Raw genomic sequence first — 21,487 nt, 5'->3', positions numbered from 1 at the left:
AGTTCACAGTATCAGGTTTCCCATGACCGCGCCTCTCCGCCAAACGGACCGTCTGGGTCGGCTCACGACCGAACTGGGCGAAGACACCATCGTCTTGCTGAGGTTCGAGGGCACTGATTTCGTCAACGATCTTTACGAATACCGGGTCGAGGGGCTGGCCGCCCGCAACGATCTGGATTTCGATGCGCTGATCGGCACCCACGCCACGGTTGAGGTCGCGACACGCAGCGGCACGCGGAGTTTTGACGGAATCGTCGCTTCGGCACGCTGGGCCGGGATCGGTGAAAGCGGTCATCGCTATGACCTGACGCTGCGCCCCTGGTTCTGGCTGACGGGGCTGCGGCGCAATCAGCGGATCTTCCACAACAAGACCGTGGTCGAGATCGTGCGCGAGGTGCTTGCCGATTATTCGTCCCTGGGCGATCCCGCCTTCGAGATCGAACTCAGCAATGAATATCCGGTGCTGGAATATACCGTCCAATACCGGGAAAGCGATCTGGACTTCCTGCGCAGGCAGCTTGAGCGTCACGGGATCAGCTTCTATTTCCGCCATGCCATGGGCAGCCATACGCTGGTCATGACCGATGACGTGCTGGCCCATGACAGCATCGGTGAGAGGCCGTTCAAAAGCTACGACGGCCATCACCAAAGCGAGCAGGAACATTTCTGGGAATGGGCGCCGGAACGCAATCTGACGACGGGTGCGATCCGCCTGACCGATTACGATTTCAAGCGACCGCCTCAGGCGATGGAGGTCGTCCAGACAGGTGACGCGGCCTATGCGCAGGGCCAGATCGAAAGCTTCGACTATCCGGGCGGCTATACCCAGCAGGCCGATGGCAAGATGCTGGGTCGGCTGCGCACCGATCAGGAACGTGGTGGAGACCGGCGCAATCGCGCGATCGGCGACTGCGCCAGCCTTGGCTCAGGGATGCGTGTGCAACTGGGCGGCGACAGCATTCCCGGCACGGGCGAGACCTTCCTGTGCCTTGCGGCGACGCATTCGCTGATTTCCGAGGCTTATGCCTCGGGCGGCCAGGGAAGCGACGGCTACAGCTTTACCGGCTCTTACGTACTAATGCCGGATACCGCACCCATGGTCCCCCCGCGCCGCACGCCACAGCCTGTCGTGCATGGACCGCAAACGGCCAAGGTCGTCGGCTCGGGCGAGATTGACTGCGATGAGTTCGGGCGCATTCTGGTCCGCTTTCACTGGGATCTGGACGAAGCCTATTCCATGCGCTGCCGGGTCAGCCAGAACTGGGCGGGCAGCGGCTGGGGCGGAATGGTCATTCCGCGCAACGGCATGGAGGTGGTGGTCGAATTCCTGGAGGGCGACCCCGACAAGCCGCTGGTCACCGGCTGCGTCTACAACGGCGCGAACATGCCCCCGATGGCGCTGCCCGAGCACAAGACCCGCTCGACCTTCAAGACCAGCTCGGTTTCGGCGGAAGGGTTCAACGAACTGACCTTCGAGGACAAGGGCGGCGAAGAGTTCATCTATCTGCACGCCCAGAAGAACCTTGACATGAAGGTGCTGAACTCGGCCCAGCGTCGCGTGGATTACGATGACACCGTCAGCATCGGCAATGATTCCAAGCTGATCGTCGCGGCCAATCGCACCGAAAGCATCGAGGGCTTGCTGGACCTGTCGGTCAAAGGCGAGATGAAGGAAAAGATCGACGGTGACCGTGGCGTGACCGTCGGCGGAACCTATGCCAATCGCGCGGGCGGCGATCTGACCCTGAAGGCCGAGGGCGAAATTGTCATCGATGCCGCCAAGATCACGCTGGTTGCGGGGGGCGCGGCGCTTGTGCTTGAGGGCGGAGCGGTCAACGTGGCGCCGATCCTGAACGTAGGCTCGGCCTCGCCCGGGGCGGCAGCGCTTCCGGCCATCCCGGCGGTGCTGAAGGCGGCGGCCGCTGCCGGATCGCCCTTCGTCAGCCATTGCCCGCTGGCCAAGGCGGAGGCCTGATCTTGGAGCCGTGGATCGGTCGTTTTCATCTGCGCGCCCGTGGCGACGAGGGTCGACGCCAGATCGGCAACCGCGACGAGGCCGCGCGCTGGCTGATGCTGTCCGCCTTCTCGGCCGAAGATTTTCAGACCGGCATGCGCCATGCGCTTGGCCGCATTGACTTCGATATGATCTCGGCCACGTCCATCTCTCGGGCGACGCAGGCCAGAGATCTGGGCGTGCTGGCCGATGACCTGCACCGCCTGCTGCCACAGGTGAACCAGATCCGCCCCGTTGCATTGGGCGAGTTCACCCCTGCCCCGCCCCCCGCCGAAAGCTGGGACGAGGTGGACTGGGATGCGGCCCTGTCTGCGCCGGGCGCGCTTTGGGCGGTGGTCGATGGCGTGAACTGGCCCGAAATCTCGAAGATTCTGGGACAAAGCGACGCCGAACATGCCTGCCTGTACAGCACGCTGAACCCCGAGGGTCGGGCGTTGGCGCCGTGGCTGGTCCGCATTGATCCCAACGGTGCCTTTGTGGCCCTGCTGCGGGCCCGGCCCCAGAAGCTCCACAGCTTCGTCTTGCTGAACAGCAACGCATCGCTGGACCAGATGCGCGGGCATTTGCGCCGCTTCACCATGATGCGCACGCCACATGACACCGAAGCGGCGGTCTATTTCCGCTTCTATGATCCGCGTGTGATGATCGACGCGCTTGAAGCGATGCCCGACAGTTTCCGCGACAGCTTCACGCGGCCTCTGGACGCGATCATCGTGCCGGTCTCGACCGAGTGCCTTCTGCCCGAAGCCGCAAGGCTGACCGGTCCCGCGATGGATGTCTTCGATCCGCCCGAAAGCCTCAACGGACGGCTGCTGCGCTGGACGGGGCATGCGCCTTCAGGCGCGCATCGTCGCGGGCCCGGCGAGGTGACCCAGGCCGAGTTCACGGCCCTGAGCCTGCGCATGCAGCGCCGCGCGATCCATCAGCTGGCGCGCCGCCTGCAGCGGGAATATGGCAACCTGACTTCGGACAAAAGATGCCTGTCCATCGCTGAGGACGCGCCAGCTTCGGCGGCGGCTTTCGATATGACCTCGGCCAGTCAGGTGCTGGCGATTGCAAGGGCGCAGCTGCTGTTCGGGACCGATTTCGAACGCCGCTACCCCGAGGCCGGGGCTTTTCTGAATGATCGCAGCCTGTTGCCTTGGCAAAAGAAAAACCAGCTTGCCGACTGGTTCGATCAGATGACCAGCGCCCACGGGCTGGAACAGAAGGAAAGCGCCTGATGAAGCCCATTGCACGGCTTGGCGACAAACACGACTGCCCGATCCACGGGGTGAACGCCATCGTCAAGGTCGCGTCGCGGTCCAGCTGCGACGCAAGGCCGGTCGCGACCGTTGGTGACCTGACCACCTGCGGGGCGGAGATTGTCACCGGCACCAAGGCCTGCATCATCGACGGCAAGCATGCCGCCATCATCGGATCACGTACCAGCCACGGCGGCTTCATTGTCGAGGGCTCCCGCTCGAAAGCCTGACCTCCATCGCCGACCCTCACCGGAGAACGATTCTTGTCTAACTACACGCCAACGGCTTCGGACTATAAGTTCCTATTGGAAAACCACCCCGAGGTCTTTGCCGACCGGGGGGCAGCGCGCACGGTCGTCGGCCAGCTTTCAACCTCGAAAGACGGGCAGACCGATGCCCGCCTGACCGCACTTGCCAACAACTACAAGATGGGTGGCAATCCGCCCATGACGCGCAGCCCGATTCCTCCGGCGGCGGATGCGGATGGTGATGGCAATTTTGACCCTGCCTTTGCCGCAGCCTGCGTGGACTGCAAACCCAACCAACCCTGCTGCCTGACCGGGGGCGTGATCAAGGATTTTGAGGATCCGACCCGCAAGATCGAATGGCCCGTCAAGGGTGACAAGCCGAAGACGCGCCTGCTGATCATCGCCAAGGATGTCAGGGGACCGCGTTTGTGCGGCAAGATACGCATTGAAGGCACCGGGCGTGATTGCAAGGTAGGACACCCGCGCCGTTCCCTGTTCCGGGTTGAAAGCCCGGTCATGACGCCCGCCTACGCGCCGCGGTCTGGTCTGGATACGGATGTTGGCTTTGATCAGTCTATCAACAGCGCCCTGGCGTTGAAGGAATTCGTCCCTGAAAAGGCATTGCTGTTTTTGATGATCGCCGACACGGTCGTCAGCGCCGTCAATATCGCTTCGGGTGCGGTCGGTGCCACTTTCACGCCTGTTCAATGCGTCAATGACCCCAGCATGTCGCAGGGGATGCAGGTTGTGCCCGTCCCCTATTTCGAGCTGGCGGGGGATGCGAGCGTCGCGGTCGGAGTGCATTTCCTGACCTCGGGTATTGGCGGCAATGCTTCGATTGAGGGTAACCTGACCGGAAAATACGGCGCGCTTGACATCACGGGCGCGGCCAGCGCCTCGGCCAAGCCCAGCAGCGGCCGCGGGCGTCCCAGCGGCACAACCGCGCCAGGGCTTGCAGGCACGATTGCCTCGATCATCGGCAACTTTTCGGAATCCGTGTCTCAAACCTCGCCCTCGCCCGACCGGATCGTCGATCGCACGACGGTTGGTTCGGGTGTGCGCTTTGACATGACGTTGAAGCTGGCCGCGACCGGCGTCAAGCTTGAGGCAAAGAAGGCCACGCCGGATCTGGAGGCCAAGGTCGGCTCGTTGGAAACGACCCTGACCATGAAGGCAAGCGGCATTCTGGACATCGTCGATCTGGCCGCGCAGATCATGCTGTCGCCCGCGGGCGCCAGGCTGGTGCAAGAGGCGCGTTCGGCCATGGCCAACAAGTCGAATGCCGTGCGCGGCGAAGTGCGGGCCGAAATCGTCATTTCGGCCGAGGGTGAGCTGAAGCACAAGCTCGAAAGCGGGATCACGGTTCTGCTGCCTGCCGATTCAAGCATTCGTTCGGACCCGCAGGCAATGACATCGGAATTCGGCGGCAAGCTGACCGTGCGCGGCACAGCGCAGATCCTGATCCACGTCGAGGGCGAGGTCTGGATCGCCAGCGCCGAAGCCGGTGCCGCCGGTACGGTCCACACCGGCTGGATCTGGGAAATGAAAGTTGGTGAAGGCAAGAAGCGCCAGAAGCGCTACTATTTCGAAGGGATAAAGGCCCGCGCCACCGGCTATATGCGGATCGGCGCGAAATCCTCGCACCGTCGTGGTGCGCCGGCGCAGGATCGTGAGGACCGGAGTTCGTCGCGCGGCGTTACGGCAACACAGCAGGGACCCGACTATTCCGCGGGCGATAAGAACTGGCGCGATCCCAATGCAAGCAGATCTGAGTTGGATAACGAAGGAGCCGTCTATGTTCTTGTTGCGCCAACAGTCGAGCGAGTCACGGACACCGCGCCGCCCTGGTCGGATTACTAGGCTGGCCAGCGCTATCACCATCGCCGTCCTTACAACGATATTCGGAGAACCATCCGTGGCCCAGGAAACACCCGATCCCGCGAATTACTATGTCTCTCTTGCTGGTGACGGCGCGTTCTGGGCGCTCAGGATCAATGATGTCACCGTCTGGAGTGATTTCCAGGGCAGGGACACAAACCTGTCTGTTCCGGTGAACGCCTATCTGAAGCAGGGCCGCAACGAGATTGACGTAACCTTCGTAACAGTCGATGGCTCGCCCATTGAATACAATGTCGCCAATCCTGACTTCTACTTTCTCACGCAGTTGCAGCGGGTCGACCTTGTCAGCCGCGACCGGCAGCAGGCGACGATGCTGAACCTGTCGCTGGACCCGACCGACAATACCGTGTTGTTTCCGCAAATGACCCGGCTTGGCCAGCCGGTCGAGGCACGCAGCACGCCGCCGATGAAGGTCGGCCGCGATCGCCAGGACAAAGCGGATCTGATCAGCGGCTGGGGCGACCACTGGACCGCGCGCCGCGTCACAGCCGAGGTCGAGATCGCAGATCCGCTTCCTGCCGGCCCCTGGGTTTCAGCGCCGGTGATCGAGGACACGCCCGAGAACCGGGCACAACTACTCGCAGCTTATCGCGAGTTGCATGCCGTGCTGATGTCCGGTGACGCGCGCAAGGTCCGCGCCAAACTGGAACCAGCATGGCGCCATCTTGCGGTGACGATGCATTACGCCTCGCTTGAGGAGTATCTTGAAAAGGTGGCGCCCCTGCAGGACCTGACGGTGACCGACAGCCAGGGACGGACGCTTCAACCGCTTGATCTGGTCCTGGGCCCGAAGGATTTTCAGATTGAGCGCATGGCGGGTGGGCGGCTTCTCCGCATCATCCCCGACCCGCTCATCTGGAACACGCCTTCCGACCCCGACAACGTCGGTAGCCTGAATGTCGCGTTCTTCCGCGCGGCGGATGGCAGCCTGCAGGCGGGTGCGGTTCTGTACTGAGGTTATTGGGCTCAGGTCGAGGCTCGCTGAACGCTCGATATCTGGTCGCGGAAGCCTCACCCTCGCATGAAGAATGTCATGTCCTGTATCTGGGACGATGGAAAGCGCTTCCTCGTCGCTTGAGCGCGGTACTGGACTGTATTCAGAAGTGTAGCCGGATGGATCGGAAGGGTGACAATTTAGTAGGAAATAGGGCGTGCGGTGACGTATTCTTGGCCGTATCGGCCGCTTAATCCGTGCTGCATCAAGGTGGAACAATCGGCCGATGGCGTGGCAAAACCCACTGCTGCGCTACGATTTCACGATGGCGGGAAGGTGTTTCATCAAGGGGATTCGGCGCAGCCAAGCCGTGCCTATCCCGGAGCGCTTGGAGGACTGGATCGGCGAGGATTATTTCGCTCGGGTGGTTGGCCTATTCATCGATGAGCTTGAGCTGGTGAAACTTGGCTTCGGGCGTTCGACCTCGGCTCGCACCTGACCACAAGACCATCACCGGGTGATGCCGCACGAATGGTCTCTCTATCTGCAAGACCTGCGCACAGGTCGTCGACCGATGCCGCCGGATTGGTGTGCTGAAGGGCGATTGCGTTGCGATCGACGGCAGTAAGTTCAAGGCGGTGACCAACCGTGACCACAGCTTCACGAAGAACAAGATCGCCAGCGGACCTGATGGCACCGATCAGTGCTCCGGGCCCAGTGGACATTGTCGACTGAGCCAGACGCTGACGTGACGATGATGATGACCTGCGATCCGACCAGTCAGTTCAACGATGTGGTCTAGTCAGGCGAAATGCATCGGATTCGACAAACCTCGGCCTCTCTGCTCTATTCCAGTCATTGACGATCAGAGATTTGTGTTTGGGTTTCAGAGCGGCCTATGGCAACCGAAGGGGATTACTGGGTTACGAGCGGGGCCTTGGAGAGCCTTGAGCGCCCCGATGGCCCGAGTGGGCTAAGTGTTTCCGTCATCGAGGGTGTCTTCCCACTTGACACACAGATCGGCGCCTTTCCGAGCAAGCCTTGTCCAGACGTCCTTGCCGCCCAGGTTTTTGGGCTTTCTGGCGATCCGCGTAAACATGCCTATGCCATCCTCGACGCTGGAAGGATTCCAAACCTAGAAGAGAGTCTGGAATTCAGGGATGAGCAACATTCATGCCTGTTCAGGGGGCAGGCGGGCGAGGATCTGAAAGGGATTGCGCCTTGGATGGTCAGCTTGGGTCCAGCTGATCGCCTTACGAGATCGCTGTTCACGTCCTCAGGCCAGCCGGGGGATCTCTGGATGAACGATGCCGCTATCTATGTCCGCTCACAAAAGGGATTTTCGTCGCGGTTCGCGCATTTCCGGAAGTTCACAAAACTCATGAACGATGCGGGGAACTGGTCATTCTTCCGCTTCTGGGAGCCCTGGATGTTACAGGTTCTGGCAATGCGATCTGAAAGGCTGCCGGCGCTGTCCCGGATGATGGGCAGAATCTTTGGCGGTGACATTGTGACCGTCATGCATAGGCAGGCTGACCTAGCATATGCGATCAGCTTCGAAGACCTTGAGGTGCGAGAGCCTATACGGCTGACTGCACATCTTCGAGGGGATCTCTCCAGGGCGGTTTTCTACAAAGGCATGCTCGGATCCGCGAAGATCCTCTTTGAAAACCATCAGGAACAGATTGCGCGATATGGCGCGCGGCCGAGAGATCTGTGGCCAATTCTCTTCGACCTGGTCGACGAGGCCTGGAGGGTCGGGCTGACAGACCCGACGCTGAGATCGAGAATGATGCTCTTGGCTGTGCTGGCCTTCCCGGCACCCTGGCCCGCATTCATAGAAACCAGGGAATGGCGTTCTGTGGCGGCGTCGGGCAATGTCAATCAGGCATTTGAAGACCTGTGCTCCCGGATCAAATATCAGAACTCCCGCAACGATATCGGTAGTTGGGTGTGGTGGTAGGATGGTTGTTGCAATTCCGCTGATCTATTGGGGTCTTGGTATCCTGCTCGCAGGCGGCGCCACGATTTCCTACAAGAAATATTCCGATGCCGAAGACGAACAGAGGCGCGGGAGAATTGATCTCCCTGATTTCCTGAAGGGCAGGAAGGCGGATCCGGAACCGGAACCGGAACCGGAGTTGAAGCCGAACAACAAGCGACCCGGCAATGCAGAGCTGCGCATGGCGCTTGAAGCCCTCGTCCAGACCGAGAAGAAGATCCGGGACGAATGCGATGACAGCGAGGAACAGGAATGCCCTTTCTGCAAACCCGCGGTCGAGGGTAGCCGCATCCAGCACAGCTTCCAGGCCGGCACGGTGAGAAAGCCAACACCGAAGGCGCGCGGCTCACTCTATCAGCACTACATTCTGCCCTGGTTTGGTTTTGAGGCTGACGAGACCGACGGCATGCTCCGCGTCAAGATCGAGGAATGGGTTTGGCGCCGGCCGCCGGAGGCCAGCTGGGACGGGATGGATCACGCGCAGTGCCTTCTTTATGAGGTCAAGCTCGGCTATCGTGATTTCATAGACGAAAGCTTGGTTGGCACAGGCGATGCCTACGCATACCCCAACCCGGCAAAACCCTTCCTGGGGAGTCTCGAGCGCAAAATCCTTGCCCAGACCCAGGAACAGTACTCTGTCGTCTCTCCCGAAATGCCCAAGGTGAGACTACTCTGGGTCTTCAGCGATCACGAAGTCATGTGGCAATTCGCCTTCATGTGCAGGGACAAGGGCATGGTTGAGATCGAATATAAACATGCACCGTATCATTTGGCACCGGATGGGACTCTTTTTGTGGGAGAGCTCTACAGGTCCGGTGAACAGGACTACGGATATTGGGAGGATGGTTGATGGCAGATCGTGAGAGCGCTCGCAAAGAGGCCGCTAGGAAGGCCTATGAGATGCTGCAGAGCCGTCCCCGGCCAGCCTTCAATGCTCCAAAGCTGAAGGCGTTCTTTGCGCCCTCACATGAGGGCGTGCGGCAGGGTGGCGAAAACCTGATCCGACTCATGAGCAGCCTTGCGGGGATCAACCCCTATATCCAGGAATGGCGCGTCGTTCGTGATGCCCATGACCATGAGGCGGGACGCGGGCTCAATCCTTTAGAGGATCCGAGAGCATTCGTCGATTACTGTGTTGCGACCTCGAAAGAGGATTTCTACCAGTTGGAAGTTCTTGCCTTCAGCAAAGAGATTTTCCCGGATGATCCAAGGACCTACAGTGCAGGAATAAGTTTTTCCGGTGGCAGCAGCCAGTCCAGAAGCAATGCTCTGACCTTCTATTGCACGGGTTCGCACCGCGATCGCAACCTCTCGTTTAACCAATGGGCGGAGATGATCTTCCAGATCATCGCATGGCGGGAACCGCGCATGGTTTCGGTTGGGACGGGCAACTATGCGACCTATGACCGTGTGTTCTGGGATAGAGCATGGGACGGCTGGATGGCCTGGCTACCCAAGAAGATTGATCCAAGAATTCTTCCTGAATCCGCCATAACTATCCCAATGGAACCCGGAACGCTCGTTGCAGCTCAACAGGAGAACGTCGACGGCACCGATCCGGTTCAGAAGCGGAATGCCAATGAGCTTGAGCTGAGCCTGGTTGAGGGGGGATTGCTTCCGACAGTGGAAGAACTTACGGGCATCTAGGTCGTGTTGACAAAATGGATTCTACTGGTCCGCGACCTATGATTCAAGCTCATCTCTACGTGGGAGATGAACTTGGCACGCAACTTGATATCCGACGATGAGTGGACCTTCTTCGAGGGCTTCATTCGTGCCGTCCGGCGCCCGAACGGGTGGAAACCTGCGGACCATCGTCTTGTCCTGGATAGAATTTTCTGGATCGCAAGGACTAGTGCGCCATGGCGTGATCTGCCCGAAGAGTTCGGCAAGTGGTCCTCGGTCTACAGTCAGTTCCGCCGCTGGGTTTTGGCGGGGCTGTGGGAGGATATCCTGGATGCGGCTCGAACCACGCAGCGATCGCGCCAGACAAGCTCTAGATGGTTGATGGCACTGTGATCCGCGCCCATCATCATGCAGCGGGTGCAAAGGGGGAGCTTCGAAAGAGGGTCTTGGCCGTTCGAGAGGTGGGTTCTCGACCAAGATCCATCTCCGGGTCAACGGCGCAGGCTTCCCGATGAGGACCGAGATCACAACTGGGCAGGATTCCGATTGCACCGGCTGCGATCTGGTGATGGCCGACAATCTGCCACAGCTCGCCATTCTGGTCGCTGACATAGGCTATGCCTCTGATAAAGTTCGGGAAGATATCGAGGCCGTAACGCCTTGCCAATGATACCGATGCGAAAGAACAGAAGGGTGGGCAAGGTTGTCGATATGACCATCTACACCCTGCGCAACATGGTCGAGCGCTGCTTCAACAAGCTGAAAAACAGCCGTCGGCTGGCAAACCGCTACGACAACACCGCCAAAAGCTTCCTCGGCGTCGCCTGCATCAAGCTCTGGCTCCGCCATTTGTCAACATAACCTAAGACGGCATGGCCGTCAAAATGGATAGACTTGAGGTGAGAGTTCGTCCGCTCGGTTCAGACCACAGCTATTTTCGCGTTTTCCGTCACACGCCACGAACGGCTGCTTGGGAGGACACGACCACGCAGAATCCGATGCCTCCGACCGCCCGAAATAGGCGGCGAGCGAATGCCCAAGTGGAGCGTTATGAGAAATCGTTCGCTGCTGAGCCTGCGACTTCCTACTGAGTTGCTATCAAAGAAACCGTTCACGACAGGTCTCGCATATCAAACATGGCAAGCCAGATTGCCGCCGTCGCGACAGTCAGGTGGGCTGCCCACACATTTCCGCAATATTCTTCAAAAACTCCGGTAGATTCTGCCGAAATGTCTCGGATATAACGATTGGGTTCGTATCGTCGAGGGGCATCTCCCGCAGAGAAAGGGGGCGATACTCCTCCGGCTCGTATCGCAGCTGTGTGATCAAGATGTCGCTGCCTTGTCTGGTGTAGATTTCGGGAGGCGTGTCGAATTCGAGCAACTTGATCGCCAGATGACCGTCCTCGGCAGCGAACTGAAACAACCAGTATATGAAATAGACTCCGCAGGCCCAATATTCATCATCGTGAAACGTGCGCTCAACGTGTATGGCATGTGTCGGATCATCTGGGCGCTCTTCTCTGAACACTCGCCCGCTGCGGGAATATCGATAGGTGAAACCGTCTCCATCCATGCCTTCGGGTGGGCTCGGGTGGCGCAGATATTCGCCCACTACCGGCGGCAACTCTGCAAGATCCTCCTCCTCCGGTAGCCGCCTTTCAGACAGAGCACGCAAGGCACGATGGAGAGCCTGGGGCGCGTCACGCCGGATTTTGAAGTTTAGCGAGAAACGATAGTACTCTGACATGCGGTCTCCTGAGGTTGTGCGACTTGCTGGTTCGCCGGCCCGGCGTTGATATTGGTCTCTACTTTCATGGCAGCGACGCATCTGCCCTCAGGACGTCAGACAGCATCGACAATTTCCAAGCTCCTGGGACGGAGGTCACTATCATCGAGTTCAGTCCCGACATCTATTGGTCGGGTTGAGGATGAAACTGCCCGGTTCTGATGTCCAGATCTGGTGAGTTTGCCTCTAGGGCATAAGCACTCCAAGCGCCTTGGGCACCACTTGCGCTGCGTCTCGCACGACCGGCAGCAATTGTCTGAAGCTGGCCGTCAACCGCGCTCTGCACGATCGGTAGCTCAGGGCCGGTTGTAACTAAGGTAGGCGCGGCAGCAGCTCGGGTCCGCCGTATCTGCGGGGTGCGATAATCCTTCCAGCGGAAGACCACGGTCTCTGCGTCGGCGCTGACAAGACGGTGGTTCGAGATGGCGACGCGATGGGTGTATCGGCTGAGATAGGTCAGCACGGCCTCGAGACCTCCGAAGGGCGGCTTGGCATAGACCACCCATTCGGTCTTGCGGGATGTGGTAGGGACAGCGGCGAATGCCGCGATATCTTTGAGCCCCGTCAGGTCCCCGAAGAAGACGAGTTCCCCGGCGCGATACAGATCCATCAGCCCGTCCAGAAACAGTCGCCGGAACAGGCGCGACAACATGCGCACGTGCAGAAAGAAACCCGGCTTGCAGGCGGCCCATCTCGTGCCATCGGGCAATAGCCCACCTCCCCGCAAGTTCATGTGGATGTGCGGATGGTGGGTCAGCGCCGAACCCAAGTGTGCAGCACCGCCGTCACGCCGACACGCGCACATGCCCGCCAAGTGCCTCGGTCCGGCAGGCCTCGATCGCCGACATCACCTTCAACTGGGTCATGGTACGCGACCTATCGCAGGAGGACTAGGTTTCTGCAGGTACTGCAGGCTTTTGGGTGCTTAGGCACGGACCAGAAAAATTCCTCCAGCGGCTGCGGGAGATACATCGCTCAGTAGGCATCGACTGCTCCAACCACAGTAAGATGTACCACTTGTTCTTTCACTGGCTGCGCTATCGCGACAAATCGATGTCGCTTTAAGCACTTAGCCGCTGGTCGTTTTCACCCAGTCCTGTGCGCCAGCGAAGCTTTTACTAGCCTCCCCCAAAGAGCGCCCGCCGCTCATTGCGAACCGGGGAAGCCATCTGGCGTCTGACATTTGTGGACCCGACGGCTTCCCCGGTTCGCGGCAAGTTCCTCACGCTATAGAACTATGATCAATCCATTATCTATCAGTGAGCTCGACCGCAGCTTGGCGGGAAACCGCCAGATAAACCACCAGCCCCAAGATCACCGCTAGGAACACGAGGCTCGTATCTGTGGTGCCAAGCCCCAGCCCCCCATTCGCGACCGGTTGCGACAGCAGGTCGCCCAGCGAGGCTCCAAGCGGACGGGTCAGGATATAGGCGAGCCAGAAGGCCGTGACCGCACCGATGATATTGGACTTCCAAAGCGCCACGACCAGCAGGATCGCGCCGCCGAACAAAAAGGCCGAGGTCAGGTAGCCAAGACCAAGCTGCTCGGCCAGCAGATCGCCCGCGGCCGTGCCAAGCGCGAAGGTGCACAGGACCGCCAGCCAGTAATAGGCCTCACGCACCGGGGTATCGATTGAATGGATCGAAAGGGTCCGCTCGCGCAGATACCAGATGATGAAGGTCGCGATTAGCGCCCCCACAAATAGGACCGTCGAAAGCTGCAAGGGCACGTTATAGGTGTCGGTCAGGCTGTCGGTGATCAGCGTCCCAACGATCGAGATCATGGTGACCGCCAGCCAATAGATCCAGGGCGTATAGCGGTCAGTGCGCATCTGCATAAACAGAACGACCGCCAGAACTGCGGCCATCAGGATCGAGGTCAGGGGCAAGCCCAGCCCCAGTTTGAAGATCAGATAGTCGGCCCCGGTTTCACCTACCGTCGTCGCCATGATCTTGATGGCCCAGAAAGAGGCCGTGACTTCGGGGACCTTGTTGTAAAGCGCGCCCCGCTCGCGCGCTGCGGGTGTGATGGAATAGGTCATCTCTGTCCCCTCCTGAAAACGGGTTCACCTGCGCAGAGATTAGATGCCTCGGATGACCCTCAGATCGGCGGAAGATTACGTCTGTGTAATCTTTGGCGGCGTCGGTTTGGGGCGCCACCGGAAACATTACGAAAAGATAATCCGCGCAGGATTTTCCGGTCAGGCGGGGTGCCTAGCTCTGGGTCAGCGCGGCACTTTCGCCGCCGTCACTCAGGAGAATGAAGATGAAACGCACCGTATCCATGCTTGCCCTTGCCGCGATTGCAGCCGGAAGCGCCCTGTCCGTCGGCCAAGCCTGGGCCGGATCGGATGACACGGCCGAAATACAGCAATTCCTGACTGCGCCGAAGGGCATCTCGGAGGCCATTCGCGCCGCCGAAACCGCGACCGGCGGCAAGGCCATCGAGGCCGAGTTCGACGATCACAAGGGCGCTGCCGCCTATGAGGTAAAGACGGTCGCGGGCGACAAGATCGCCAAGGTCAAGATCGACGCGGCCACGGGTCAGGTGGTCGAGACCAAGGACAAGGGCACGCTTGCCGGGCAGGATGACGACGACGCGGTCGATCCGGCGAAGATGCCGGTCTCGCTTCTGGACGTGGTGACCAAGGCCGAGGCGGAAAGCGGCGGCAAGGTCATGTCGGTCGGTCACGAAAGCGAAGACGGCACGACCCAGACCGAGCTTGAAATCGTCAAGGCCGATGGCTCGCGGCTGGATTATACATTCGATGCGGCGGCGGGTAAGCTCGTTCCCACGATTGAAGGGACGGGCGATTCCGCCGAACCTTCGGAAGGTTAAGCTGAAACAGGATCGGGGGCGGCGTGATCCGCCCCCCATTCGGGACAAGGCCAGATGCGCATCCTGATTATCGAAGACGACCAGACCACCGCCGACTACATCGCCCGCGGCCTTCGCGAGGAAGGCCATGTCCCGCAGGTCTGCAGCAATGGCCGCAACGGGCTGGTGACCGCCCAAAGCGCGGATTTCGACGTGCTGGTCGTCGACCGGATGCTGCCCGATCTTGACGGCCTGTCACTGATCCGCACCCTCAGGGGCGCGAAGAACCTGACGCCCGCGATTTTCCTGACCGCGATGGGCGGGATCGATGATCGCATCGAAGGGCTGAACGCGGGCGGTGACGACTATCTGGTCAAACCCTTCGCCTTTGGCGAGCTTTCGGCCCGCATTCAGGCCCTTGGCCGCCGCCCGCAGATGCGCGACGAGGAAACCGTCCTGACCGCCGGCGATCTGCGCATGGACCTGATCCGCCGCCGCGTCACCCGAAGCGAGACTGAAATCGAACTGCTGCCGCGCGAATTTGCGCTGCTCGAATGCCTTCTGCGCCGCAAGGGCCGTGTCCAGACCCGGACGATGCTGCTGGAAGCGGTTTGGGATCTGAATTTCGATCCGCAGACCAATGTCGTCGAAAGCCATGTCTCGCGCCTCAGGGCCAAGGTCGACAAGCCCTTCGCGACCGAGTTGATCCGCACGATCCGGGGCGCGGGCTACAGGATCGACGCATGAGCCAATGGCGCGACGCCCTGCGCGCGACCCCGATGCGGCTGACGCTGCGGCTGGTCGCGCTGTTTCTGCTCGTCAGCACCGTGTCCTTTCTGGTGACGTGGTGGCTTGCGAACGAAGCCCTGCTCAGCGCCACCGAAAACGTGCTGGAACAGGAGATTGAGGAGCTTTCGGCCTCGGGCGATCCGAAAACCATCGCCCGCGCGGTCGCCGATGGCGCGCAGCAGGCCGACCCCGAACATCAGATTCTGCGCTACGACGGGCCGGGGGGGCCGGTTGGCAATTATCTTGGCCCCCTGCCCGGCGAAAAGCTGCGGCAGGTCGATCTGCATGACAAGGGCCAAGATATCAACGGCAGCTATATCCTGCTTTCGGAACGCGTCGGCGATGCGCTCTTGACCGTCGGTCAGGATACCGAAGCCTTCAACGACCTGCGCGAGGTTTTCGTCAATGTGCTTCTCTTTACCCTCCTGCCGACGGCGGTTCTGCTGCTCGCCGGTGGGATGGTGATCGGCCTGCGTTCGGCCCGGCGGTTGAACGCGATCGAAGACACGCTCGAACGCCTCACCTCCGGCGATCTGACGGCGCGCCTGCCGGTAACGCCCGGCCCGCCCGACGATCTAAGCCGGGTCGGCGCGGGGATCGATCGTCTGGCCTCCGCGCAAGAGGCATCCGTCGCCGCGCTGAAACAGGTGTCGACCGATATCGCGCATGATTTGCGCACCCCGATCCAGCGGCTCGCGCTGGTTCTCGATCAGGGCGCGACCGATCTGCCCGATGGCCCCGCGCAAGAGGTCTTCACCCGCGCGAGCGCCGAAATCCAGCACATCTCGACCACCTTCGACGCGCTCTTGCGCATCGCGCAGATCGAAGGCGGCGGGCGCGGGCCGCACTTCGTGCCCGTCGACCTTGGCCAGTTGGCGCGCGACATCGCCGAACTCTACGACCCTGCCGCGCAGGAAAGCGGGCATCAGATCGATTTGCAGGTATCGGGGAAGACCATCGTTCAGGGCGACCGGACGCTTCTTGGGCAAGCCATCGTCAACCTGCTGGAAAACGCGCTCCATCACAGCCCGCCCGGCACGGTGACGCTGGCGGTCGAAGACCGAACCCTGTCCGTCAGCGACCACGGCCCCGGCATTCCCGAAACCGAACGCGAGGCGGTTCTCCGCCGCCTCTACCGCCTCGACCGCAGCCGCAACACCCCCGGCAGCGGCCTCGGCCTTAGCCTCGTGGCGGCCATCGTCCAAAGGCACCGCGCGGAACTGATCCTGACGGATAATCACCCCGGGTTGCGGGCGACTATTCGGTTCGGCGGGGGCAACTGAGCTGCGCGTTCGCGGCGCTTGCCTTCTTCCTGCTCGCCAAGGCGCGGCCCGCAGGCCACGCCTAAGACGGCCTAGCCGTCGCGCAGCAGGGCCGCGTAAAGGGCGTCTTGCGCCAGAAGCTGATCGTGGCTGCCCATTTCGACCACTCGGCCATGCTGCATGACCACGATCAGATCGGCGTGGCGGATCGTCGACAGGCGGTGGGCGATGGTGATGGTCGTTCGTCCCTGCGACATCCCGGCCAGCGCCAGCGACATGGCCCGTTCGGTGCGGGTGTCGAGCGCGCTCGTCGCCTCATCCAGCAGCAGGATCGGCGGATCGCGCAGGATCGTGCGCGCAAGCGCCAGCCGCTGCTTTTCTCCGCCCGAGAAGCGATAGCCGCCTTCGCCGACCAGCGTGTCATAACCGTCCGGCAGCGCCGCGATGTGGTCGTGGATCTGCGCGACCTTTGCGGCTTCGATTAGTTCGGCATCCGTCGCCTCGGGTCGGGCGAAGCGCAGGTTTTCGGCGACCGAGGCATGGAGCAGATAGGGCTCCTGCGACACGACGCCGAGCATCTGGGACAGCGTCTCGAAGCTCAGATCGCGCAGGTCGACGCCATCGAAACGGATCGCGCCGCTTTGCACATCGTAAAGCCGCGCCAGAAGGTAGCCGAGCGTCGTCCTGCCCGATCCGGTCGGGCCGACGATGGCGACATGACTGCCGGGTGCGATGTTCAGGCTGATATCGTGAACGGCGGGCTTGTCGCTGTCGGCATAGGCAAAGTTCACATGGTCAAGCTGCACCGCGCCGCGCATATCGGCGCGGGGGATGGTGACGGGATCAGGGCGCTCGGTGATCTCGGCCGGTTCATCGAGATATTCGAAGATGCGGGCAAACAAGGCGCGGGTCTTGCGGGTATCGCGGCCGAGTTCCAGAAGCTGCTGGAAGGGCCAGAGCAATTGTTCCTGCAAGGCGATCATCGCAACCAGCGTGCCGATCGTCGCCGGATTGTCGGTCCGCATGAGCAACCCACCGGCAAGCAGCGTCAGCGCAGGCAGCGTCGCCAGCGCGAAACCGATCAGCGACCATTGCCATTCGCCCGCCGTCTGCGCGCCAACATCGAGCTTCGACAGGTCCTGCGAGATGCGGGTGAAGCGCTGCGTCAGATGCGGCCCGCGCCCCATGGTCCGGGACAGGATGATGCCCGATGATGACAGCGTTTCCTGCACCGCTGCCGACAGATCGGTGGCGCGGGCGCGTTGCTGGAAGACCAGCTCTTCCCGCAACCGGGCGACGCGGGCGCTGATCCAGACTGTGCCGGGCACGATCAGCAGCACGAATAGCGCCAGTCGCCAATCGAGGATGAGAATGGCCACGGCGGTCATCACGACCGCGCTGAGCGAGCGTCCAAGTTCATCCGCAGTTTCCGTCACCAGCGATTGCAGCCCGGTGATGTCGCCGGAGATGCGCGATTGCACCTCGCCCGTGCGGGTTCCGGTGAAGAAACGCAGCGATAGGGTTTGCAGATGCGCAAACAGGCGCACGCGCAAATCATGCAGGATCGATTGCCCGATCCGCGTGCTCATCATGATCTGCGCGACCCCGATCACCGCCGACATCATCGCGGCGGCGATCATGCCGATGGCGAGCCAGAAGAGCAGCGTCAGATTGTGCTCGGGCAACCCACCTACCCACCATGGCGTAGTTAGGGGAAGTGGACCCAAAGATGCGGCTCTGACCATAGGTCATCAGATCCATGAAGACGGTTGCAACGACACCCATGAAAATCGCTTGGAGGACAAATGTCATTTGCGCTCTCCTTGGATCAGACTGACGGGGAACTGGTTGTTCCGTTGGGACGCAGGTGGTGTGAAACTCGTCGTCATGGCCTCATGATTCCTTGTAAATTCGGATCAGGCCTGATGAACTACCACTTCAAGTCGACTTGAGGTCAAGGGCATGTTGGACATTTCTGAAGTGTCGCGCCGCAGCGGGTTGCCCGCCTCGACCCTGCGCTATTATGAGGAGGTGGGGCTGATCTCCTCCGCCGGTCGCAGGGGGCTTCGCAGGATCTTCGAAGAGGCGGTGTTGACGCGACTGTCGCTGATCTCGCTTGGTCAGGCGGCGGGGTTCTCGCTGACCGAAATCGGACAGATGCTGGGGGCGACGGGAACGCCCAGCATCGATCGTGAGCAACTGGTCAGGAAGGCCGACGAACTTGACCGCAAGATCCGTGAGCTTACTGCATTGCGAGACGGTCTGCGCCATACTGCGTCCTGCACTGCGCCAAGCCATCTCGAATGCCCGACCTTTCAGCGCCTGATGCGCGACGCCACGACCCATGTCGTCAAAGGGAGGGCGAGGAGAGCGCAGGACAGAAGGGCCGCGAAAGACAAGACGCCAAAATAGCGCGGCATCCTGAAGCCCAGATCGAAAGGCAGCCCGGTGCTCAACCTGGCCCGACCCTCCCGTCACGCGAAGCGTTTTGCACCAAACACGCAAGCAACGACCACCGCGGTCGAGGCGATCATGGTCGCAGCCACAGGCTCGCCCAGCAGAAGCGCTGCGAGCAAAAATCCGAAGAACGGCTGAAGAAGTTGCAATTGCCCGACACCCGCAATGCCGCCTCGGGCGAGGCCGCGATACCAGAAGATGAAGCCGATCAGCATGCTGAAGATCGAAACATAGCTGAGCCCGATCCACCCCCGAAGCGTCACCTGATCGAAGGATTGCGGCCAGGAAAGCGCGGTCAGAACGCTCATGACCGGCAGCGACAGGATCAGCGACCACGAGATCACCTGCCAGCCGCCCAGTCGACGGGAGAGGATCGCCCCTTCAGCATAGGCGAGACCGCACACCACGATCGCCGCCACCATGAGCAGATCGCCAATCACCGTGCCGCCATCGCTGCCATAAAGCGCAAAACCTGCCACCGCCGCCGCGCCGACAAGCGAGAATATCCAGAATGGCGCCTGAGGCCGCTCCCCACCGCGCAAGACGCCGAATATGGCCGTCGCCAGTGGCAACATGCCGATGAAGACGACCGAATGCGCAGCCGTGATGTGCTGAAGCGCGATCGCGGTGAGAAGCGGAAAGCCGATCACCGCGCCGATTGCCACGAGAGATAAGGACAGGATGTCTCTGCGTTCGGGGCTCGGCTGACGGAGGGCAAACAGGAAAACCGCGCCCAGCAAGGCCGCGATGACGGCGCGCGTTGAAGTCAGAAACATGGGCGAAAAATCGGCCACCGCAACACGGGTCGCGGGCAGAGAGCCGCTGAAGATGATGACGCCCAGGAGGCCGTTGCCCCAGCCCGCAGTTGTTCTATCCATATGCCCTCGCTTTCATGGCTGATGCGATAGCGGTCCGGGGTTGGCAGAAACAGAGACAGTAGGATACAGTTTTGACGAACTGTATTGGTATAAAAGCCCACACGGTCGCCAAAAGGTTGGAGCCCAAAAGACATGACGCGGACAGAAATGCTGATGGGCGCGATCCGGACGAAAATCGCAAACCGGGCGCTGAGCCCCGGCGAACGCCTGCCTTCGGTTCGTCGCTTTGCCGAAAAAATGAGGGTTTCTCCCTCCACAGTCGTTGAGGCGTATGATCGCCTCGAAGCCGAGGGCATCATCCGGGCGCGGCGTGGCTCGGGCTTTTATGTCACCGGCGCCGATCTTCCGCCGATGGCATTGGCCGAGATGGGACCGGTGCGAGAGCGCAATGTCGACCCTTTCTGGGTCTCGAGACAGTCGCTGGATACGGATGCGTCCTTTCTCAAACCGGGCTGCGGCTGGTTGCCAGCGGACTGGATGCCGCATGCCGCTCTGCGGAAGGGGCTGCGGGCGCTCGGTCGCGCGGAAGACACGTTGCTGACGGATTATGGCACCACGCACGGATCGCTGACATTGCGCCGCCTGCTTCTCGGTCGGTTCGCCGAGGAAGGGATCTCGGCTGCCGCCGATCAGATCATCCTGACGGGTTCCGGGACCCAATCCATCGATCTGATCTGTCGCTTGCTCTTGCAGTCCGGAGATGTGGTCGTGGTTGACGATCCCTGCTATTTCAACTTTCAGGCGCTGCTGCGGGCACATCAGGTCAAAATCGTTGGCGTCCCCTACACGCCGACGGGCCCTGACGTTTCGGCCTTCGAGCAGGTCTTGCGTGACGAAAAGCCGCGCCTCTACATCACCAACTCGGCTCTTCACAATCCGACCGGGGCTAGCCCCTCGCCACAAACCGCGCATCGCGTCCTGAGCGCGGCGACGGCGCACGGCCTGACGATCGTCGAGGATGATATCTTTGCGGAATTTGAGCCGGAACTGTCCCCGCGCCTCGCCAGTCTCGATGGGCTGAATCGGGTCATCCGGATTGGCAGCTTCTCGAAAACGCTCTCGGCATCCCTGCGCTGCGGCTATATCGCCGCCCGGCCGGACTGGATCGAGGGGCTTGTCGATCTGCAACTCGCGACGAGTTTTGTCGGCCCCAGCCCCATGGCGACAGAGCTGATCGCAGGCGTTCTGGCAGGCGGCAGCTTTCGCAAGCATATGGACGAGATCCGCCAACGCCTGTCGCAATCCCAGAAGGTGGCGAGACACCGTCTTGAGGCGTTGGGGCTAACCCCTTGGACCATTCCGCGTGGAGGCTTCTACCTCTGGTGTCGCTTGCCCGACGGTCATGATTCCTCGGCGATTGCGAAGCGCTGCCTGGAGGACAAGATCGTCCTCGCCCCCGGGAACGCGTTCAGCGTCTCGCAATCCGCTGGGTCGTTCCTGCGCTTCAATGTGGCGCAACTTGGCGATGAACGGATTTTCGCGATGCTTAGGAGGGCATTGGATTGATTGGGTGAGACTCATGATGGACG

General features: G+C 61.0%; 18 protein-coding genes and 3 pseudogenes. 15 read left to right on the top strand and 6 right to left on the bottom strand.

The window, feature by feature from the left end; translation table 11 throughout:
• Nucleotides 1–22 precede the first annotated feature (22 nt).
• The 10 genes and pseudogenes from IQ24_RS11225 (at nt 23) to IQ24_RS11180 (ending at nt 10,828) form a co-directional block, all read left to right on the top strand.
• Nucleotides 23–1,975 carry a type VI secretion system Vgr family protein gene (locus IQ24_RS11225; RefSeq protein WP_145398044.1) on the top strand — a complete coding sequence of 651 codons (1,953 nt, stop codon included), beginning with the start codon at nt 23–25 and terminating at the stop codon, nt 1,973–1,975.
• 2 nt (nt 1,976–1,977) lie between these two features.
• Complete coding sequence (locus IQ24_RS11220) at nt 1,978–3,237, top strand: DUF4123 domain-containing protein (protein WP_145398043.1); 1,260 nt, start codon at nt 1,978–1,980, stop codon at nt 3,235–3,237.
• Nucleotides 3,237–3,488 (top strand): PAAR domain-containing protein, encoded by a 252-nt coding sequence (locus IQ24_RS11215; protein ID WP_145398042.1) that lies wholly within the window; start codon nt 3,237–3,239, stop codon nt 3,486–3,488. Before IQ24_RS11220 ends, IQ24_RS11215 begins: the two co-directional genes overlap by 1 nt.
• 33 nt (nt 3,489–3,521) lie before the next feature.
• Nucleotides 3,522–5,366 carry a hypothetical protein gene (locus tag IQ24_RS11210; protein ID WP_145398041.1) on the top strand — a complete coding sequence of 615 codons (1,845 nt, stop codon included), beginning with the start codon at nt 3,522–3,524 and terminating at the stop codon, nt 5,364–5,366.
• On the top strand, nt 5,302–6,360 hold the full coding sequence (locus IQ24_RS11205) for a hypothetical protein (RefSeq protein ID WP_145398040.1): 1,059 nt from the start codon (nt 5,302–5,304) through the stop codon (nt 6,358–6,360). Before IQ24_RS11210 ends, IQ24_RS11205 begins: the two co-directional genes overlap by 65 nt.
• 304 nt (nt 6,361–6,664) lie before the next feature.
• Nucleotides 6,665–7,022, top strand: a pseudogene (locus IQ24_RS11200) (transposase); the annotation flags it as partial.
• 215 nt (nt 7,023–7,237) lie between these two features.
• A complete protein-coding gene (locus IQ24_RS11195) occupies nt 7,238–8,302 on the top strand; it encodes a DUF4123 domain-containing protein (protein WP_145398039.1) in 1,065 nt (354 codons plus the stop codon).
• A gap of 1 nt (nt 8,303) precedes the next feature.
• On the top strand, nt 8,304–9,191 hold the full coding sequence (locus IQ24_RS11190; RefSeq protein WP_158637512.1) for a Tox-REase-5 domain-containing protein: 888 nt from the start codon (nt 8,304–8,306) through the stop codon (nt 9,189–9,191).
• On the top strand, nt 9,191–9,988 hold the full coding sequence (locus tag IQ24_RS11185; RefSeq protein WP_145398037.1) for an Imm52 family immunity protein: 798 nt from the start codon (nt 9,191–9,193) through the stop codon (nt 9,986–9,988). The genes IQ24_RS11190 and IQ24_RS11185 overlap by 1 nt, the downstream gene beginning before the upstream one ends.
• A 66-nt stretch (nt 9,989–10,054) precedes the next feature.
• Nucleotides 10,055–10,828: pseudogene (locus tag IQ24_RS11180) on the top strand (IS5 family transposase).
• A 306-nt stretch (nt 10,829–11,134) separates the two neighbouring features.
• On the opposite strand, the gene IQ24_RS11175 reads toward IQ24_RS11180, so the two are convergent.
• The 3 genes and pseudogenes from IQ24_RS11175 to IQ24_RS11165 form a co-directional block, all read right to left on the bottom strand.
• A complete protein-coding gene (locus tag IQ24_RS11175) occupies nt 11,135–11,716 on the bottom strand; it encodes a DUF2267 domain-containing protein (protein WP_145398036.1) in 582 nt (193 codons plus the stop codon).
• 397 nt (nt 11,717–12,113) lie between these two features.
• Nucleotides 12,114–12,556: pseudogene (locus IQ24_RS11170) on the bottom strand (IS91 family transposase); the annotation flags it as partial.
• 448 nt (nt 12,557–13,004) lie between these two features.
• Nucleotides 13,005–13,796 (bottom strand): COG4705 family protein, encoded by a 792-nt coding sequence (locus tag IQ24_RS11165; RefSeq protein WP_145398035.1) that lies wholly within the window; start codon nt 13,794–13,796, stop codon nt 13,005–13,007.
• A gap of 224 nt (nt 13,797–14,020) precedes the next feature.
• Here IQ24_RS11165 and IQ24_RS11160 point away from each other — a divergent pair, with 224 nt between their 5' ends.
• From IQ24_RS11160 to IQ24_RS11150, 3 genes are read left to right on the top strand one after another with little or no spacing between them, the layout of a single operon-like run.
• Nucleotides 14,021–14,593, top strand: a complete 573-nt coding sequence (locus IQ24_RS11160) for a PepSY domain-containing protein (protein ID WP_158637511.1) — start codon at nt 14,021–14,023, stop codon at nt 14,591–14,593.
• A gap of 54 nt (nt 14,594–14,647) precedes the next feature.
• On the top strand, nt 14,648–15,319 hold the full coding sequence (locus IQ24_RS11155; protein ID WP_145398033.1) for a winged helix-turn-helix domain-containing protein: 672 nt from the start codon (nt 14,648–14,650) through the stop codon (nt 15,317–15,319).
• Entirely contained in the window at nt 15,316–16,644 is a 1,329-nt protein-coding gene (locus IQ24_RS11150; RefSeq protein WP_145398032.1) for a sensor histidine kinase, read from the top strand. The genes IQ24_RS11155 and IQ24_RS11150 overlap by 4 nt, the downstream gene beginning before the upstream one ends.
• 71 nt (nt 16,645–16,715) lie before the next feature.
• Here IQ24_RS11150 and IQ24_RS11145 read toward each other — a convergent pair whose 3' ends face one another.
• Nucleotides 16,716–18,263 (bottom strand): ABC transporter ATP-binding protein, encoded by a 1,548-nt coding sequence (locus IQ24_RS11145; protein WP_422386275.1) that lies wholly within the window; start codon nt 18,261–18,263, stop codon nt 16,716–16,718.
• On the bottom strand, nt 18,178–18,375 hold the full coding sequence (locus tag IQ24_RS20595; protein ID WP_422386274.1) for a hypothetical protein: 198 nt from the start codon (nt 18,373–18,375) through the stop codon (nt 18,178–18,180). Before IQ24_RS20595 ends, IQ24_RS11145 begins: the two co-directional genes overlap by 86 nt.
• Nucleotides 18,376–18,585: 210 nt before the next feature.
• Between IQ24_RS20595 and IQ24_RS11135 the strand changes: the two genes are divergently transcribed.
• Nucleotides 18,586–19,035 carry a helix-turn-helix domain-containing protein gene (locus IQ24_RS11135; protein ID WP_145398029.1) on the top strand — a complete coding sequence of 150 codons (450 nt, stop codon included), beginning with the start codon at nt 18,586–18,588 and terminating at the stop codon, nt 19,033–19,035.
• 62 nt (nt 19,036–19,097) lie between these two features.
• Here IQ24_RS11135 and IQ24_RS11130 read toward each other — a convergent pair whose 3' ends face one another.
• The gene (locus IQ24_RS11130) at nt 19,098–19,958 is read right to left on the bottom strand and encodes a DMT family transporter (RefSeq protein ID WP_145398028.1); all 861 of its coding nucleotides are present in this window, start codon (nt 19,956–19,958) and stop codon (nt 19,098–19,100) included.
• A gap of 147 nt (nt 19,959–20,105) precedes the next feature.
• Here IQ24_RS11130 and IQ24_RS11125 point away from each other — a divergent pair, with 147 nt between their 5' ends.
• Nucleotides 20,106–21,464 (top strand): aminotransferase-like domain-containing protein, encoded by a 1,359-nt coding sequence (locus IQ24_RS11125; RefSeq protein ID WP_242008095.1) that lies wholly within the window; start codon nt 20,106–20,108, stop codon nt 21,462–21,464.
• Nucleotides 21,465–21,487: the final 23 nt, after the last annotated feature.

It is taken from the genome of Paracoccus sulfuroxidans (assembly GCF_007830335.1).
GTDB lineage: Bacteria > Pseudomonadota > Alphaproteobacteria > Rhodobacterales > Rhodobacteraceae > Paracoccus > Paracoccus sulfuroxidans.
The sequence above is the reverse complement of the archived record's forward strand: the minus strand, read 5'-3'. Positions and strand labels throughout refer to the sequence as shown.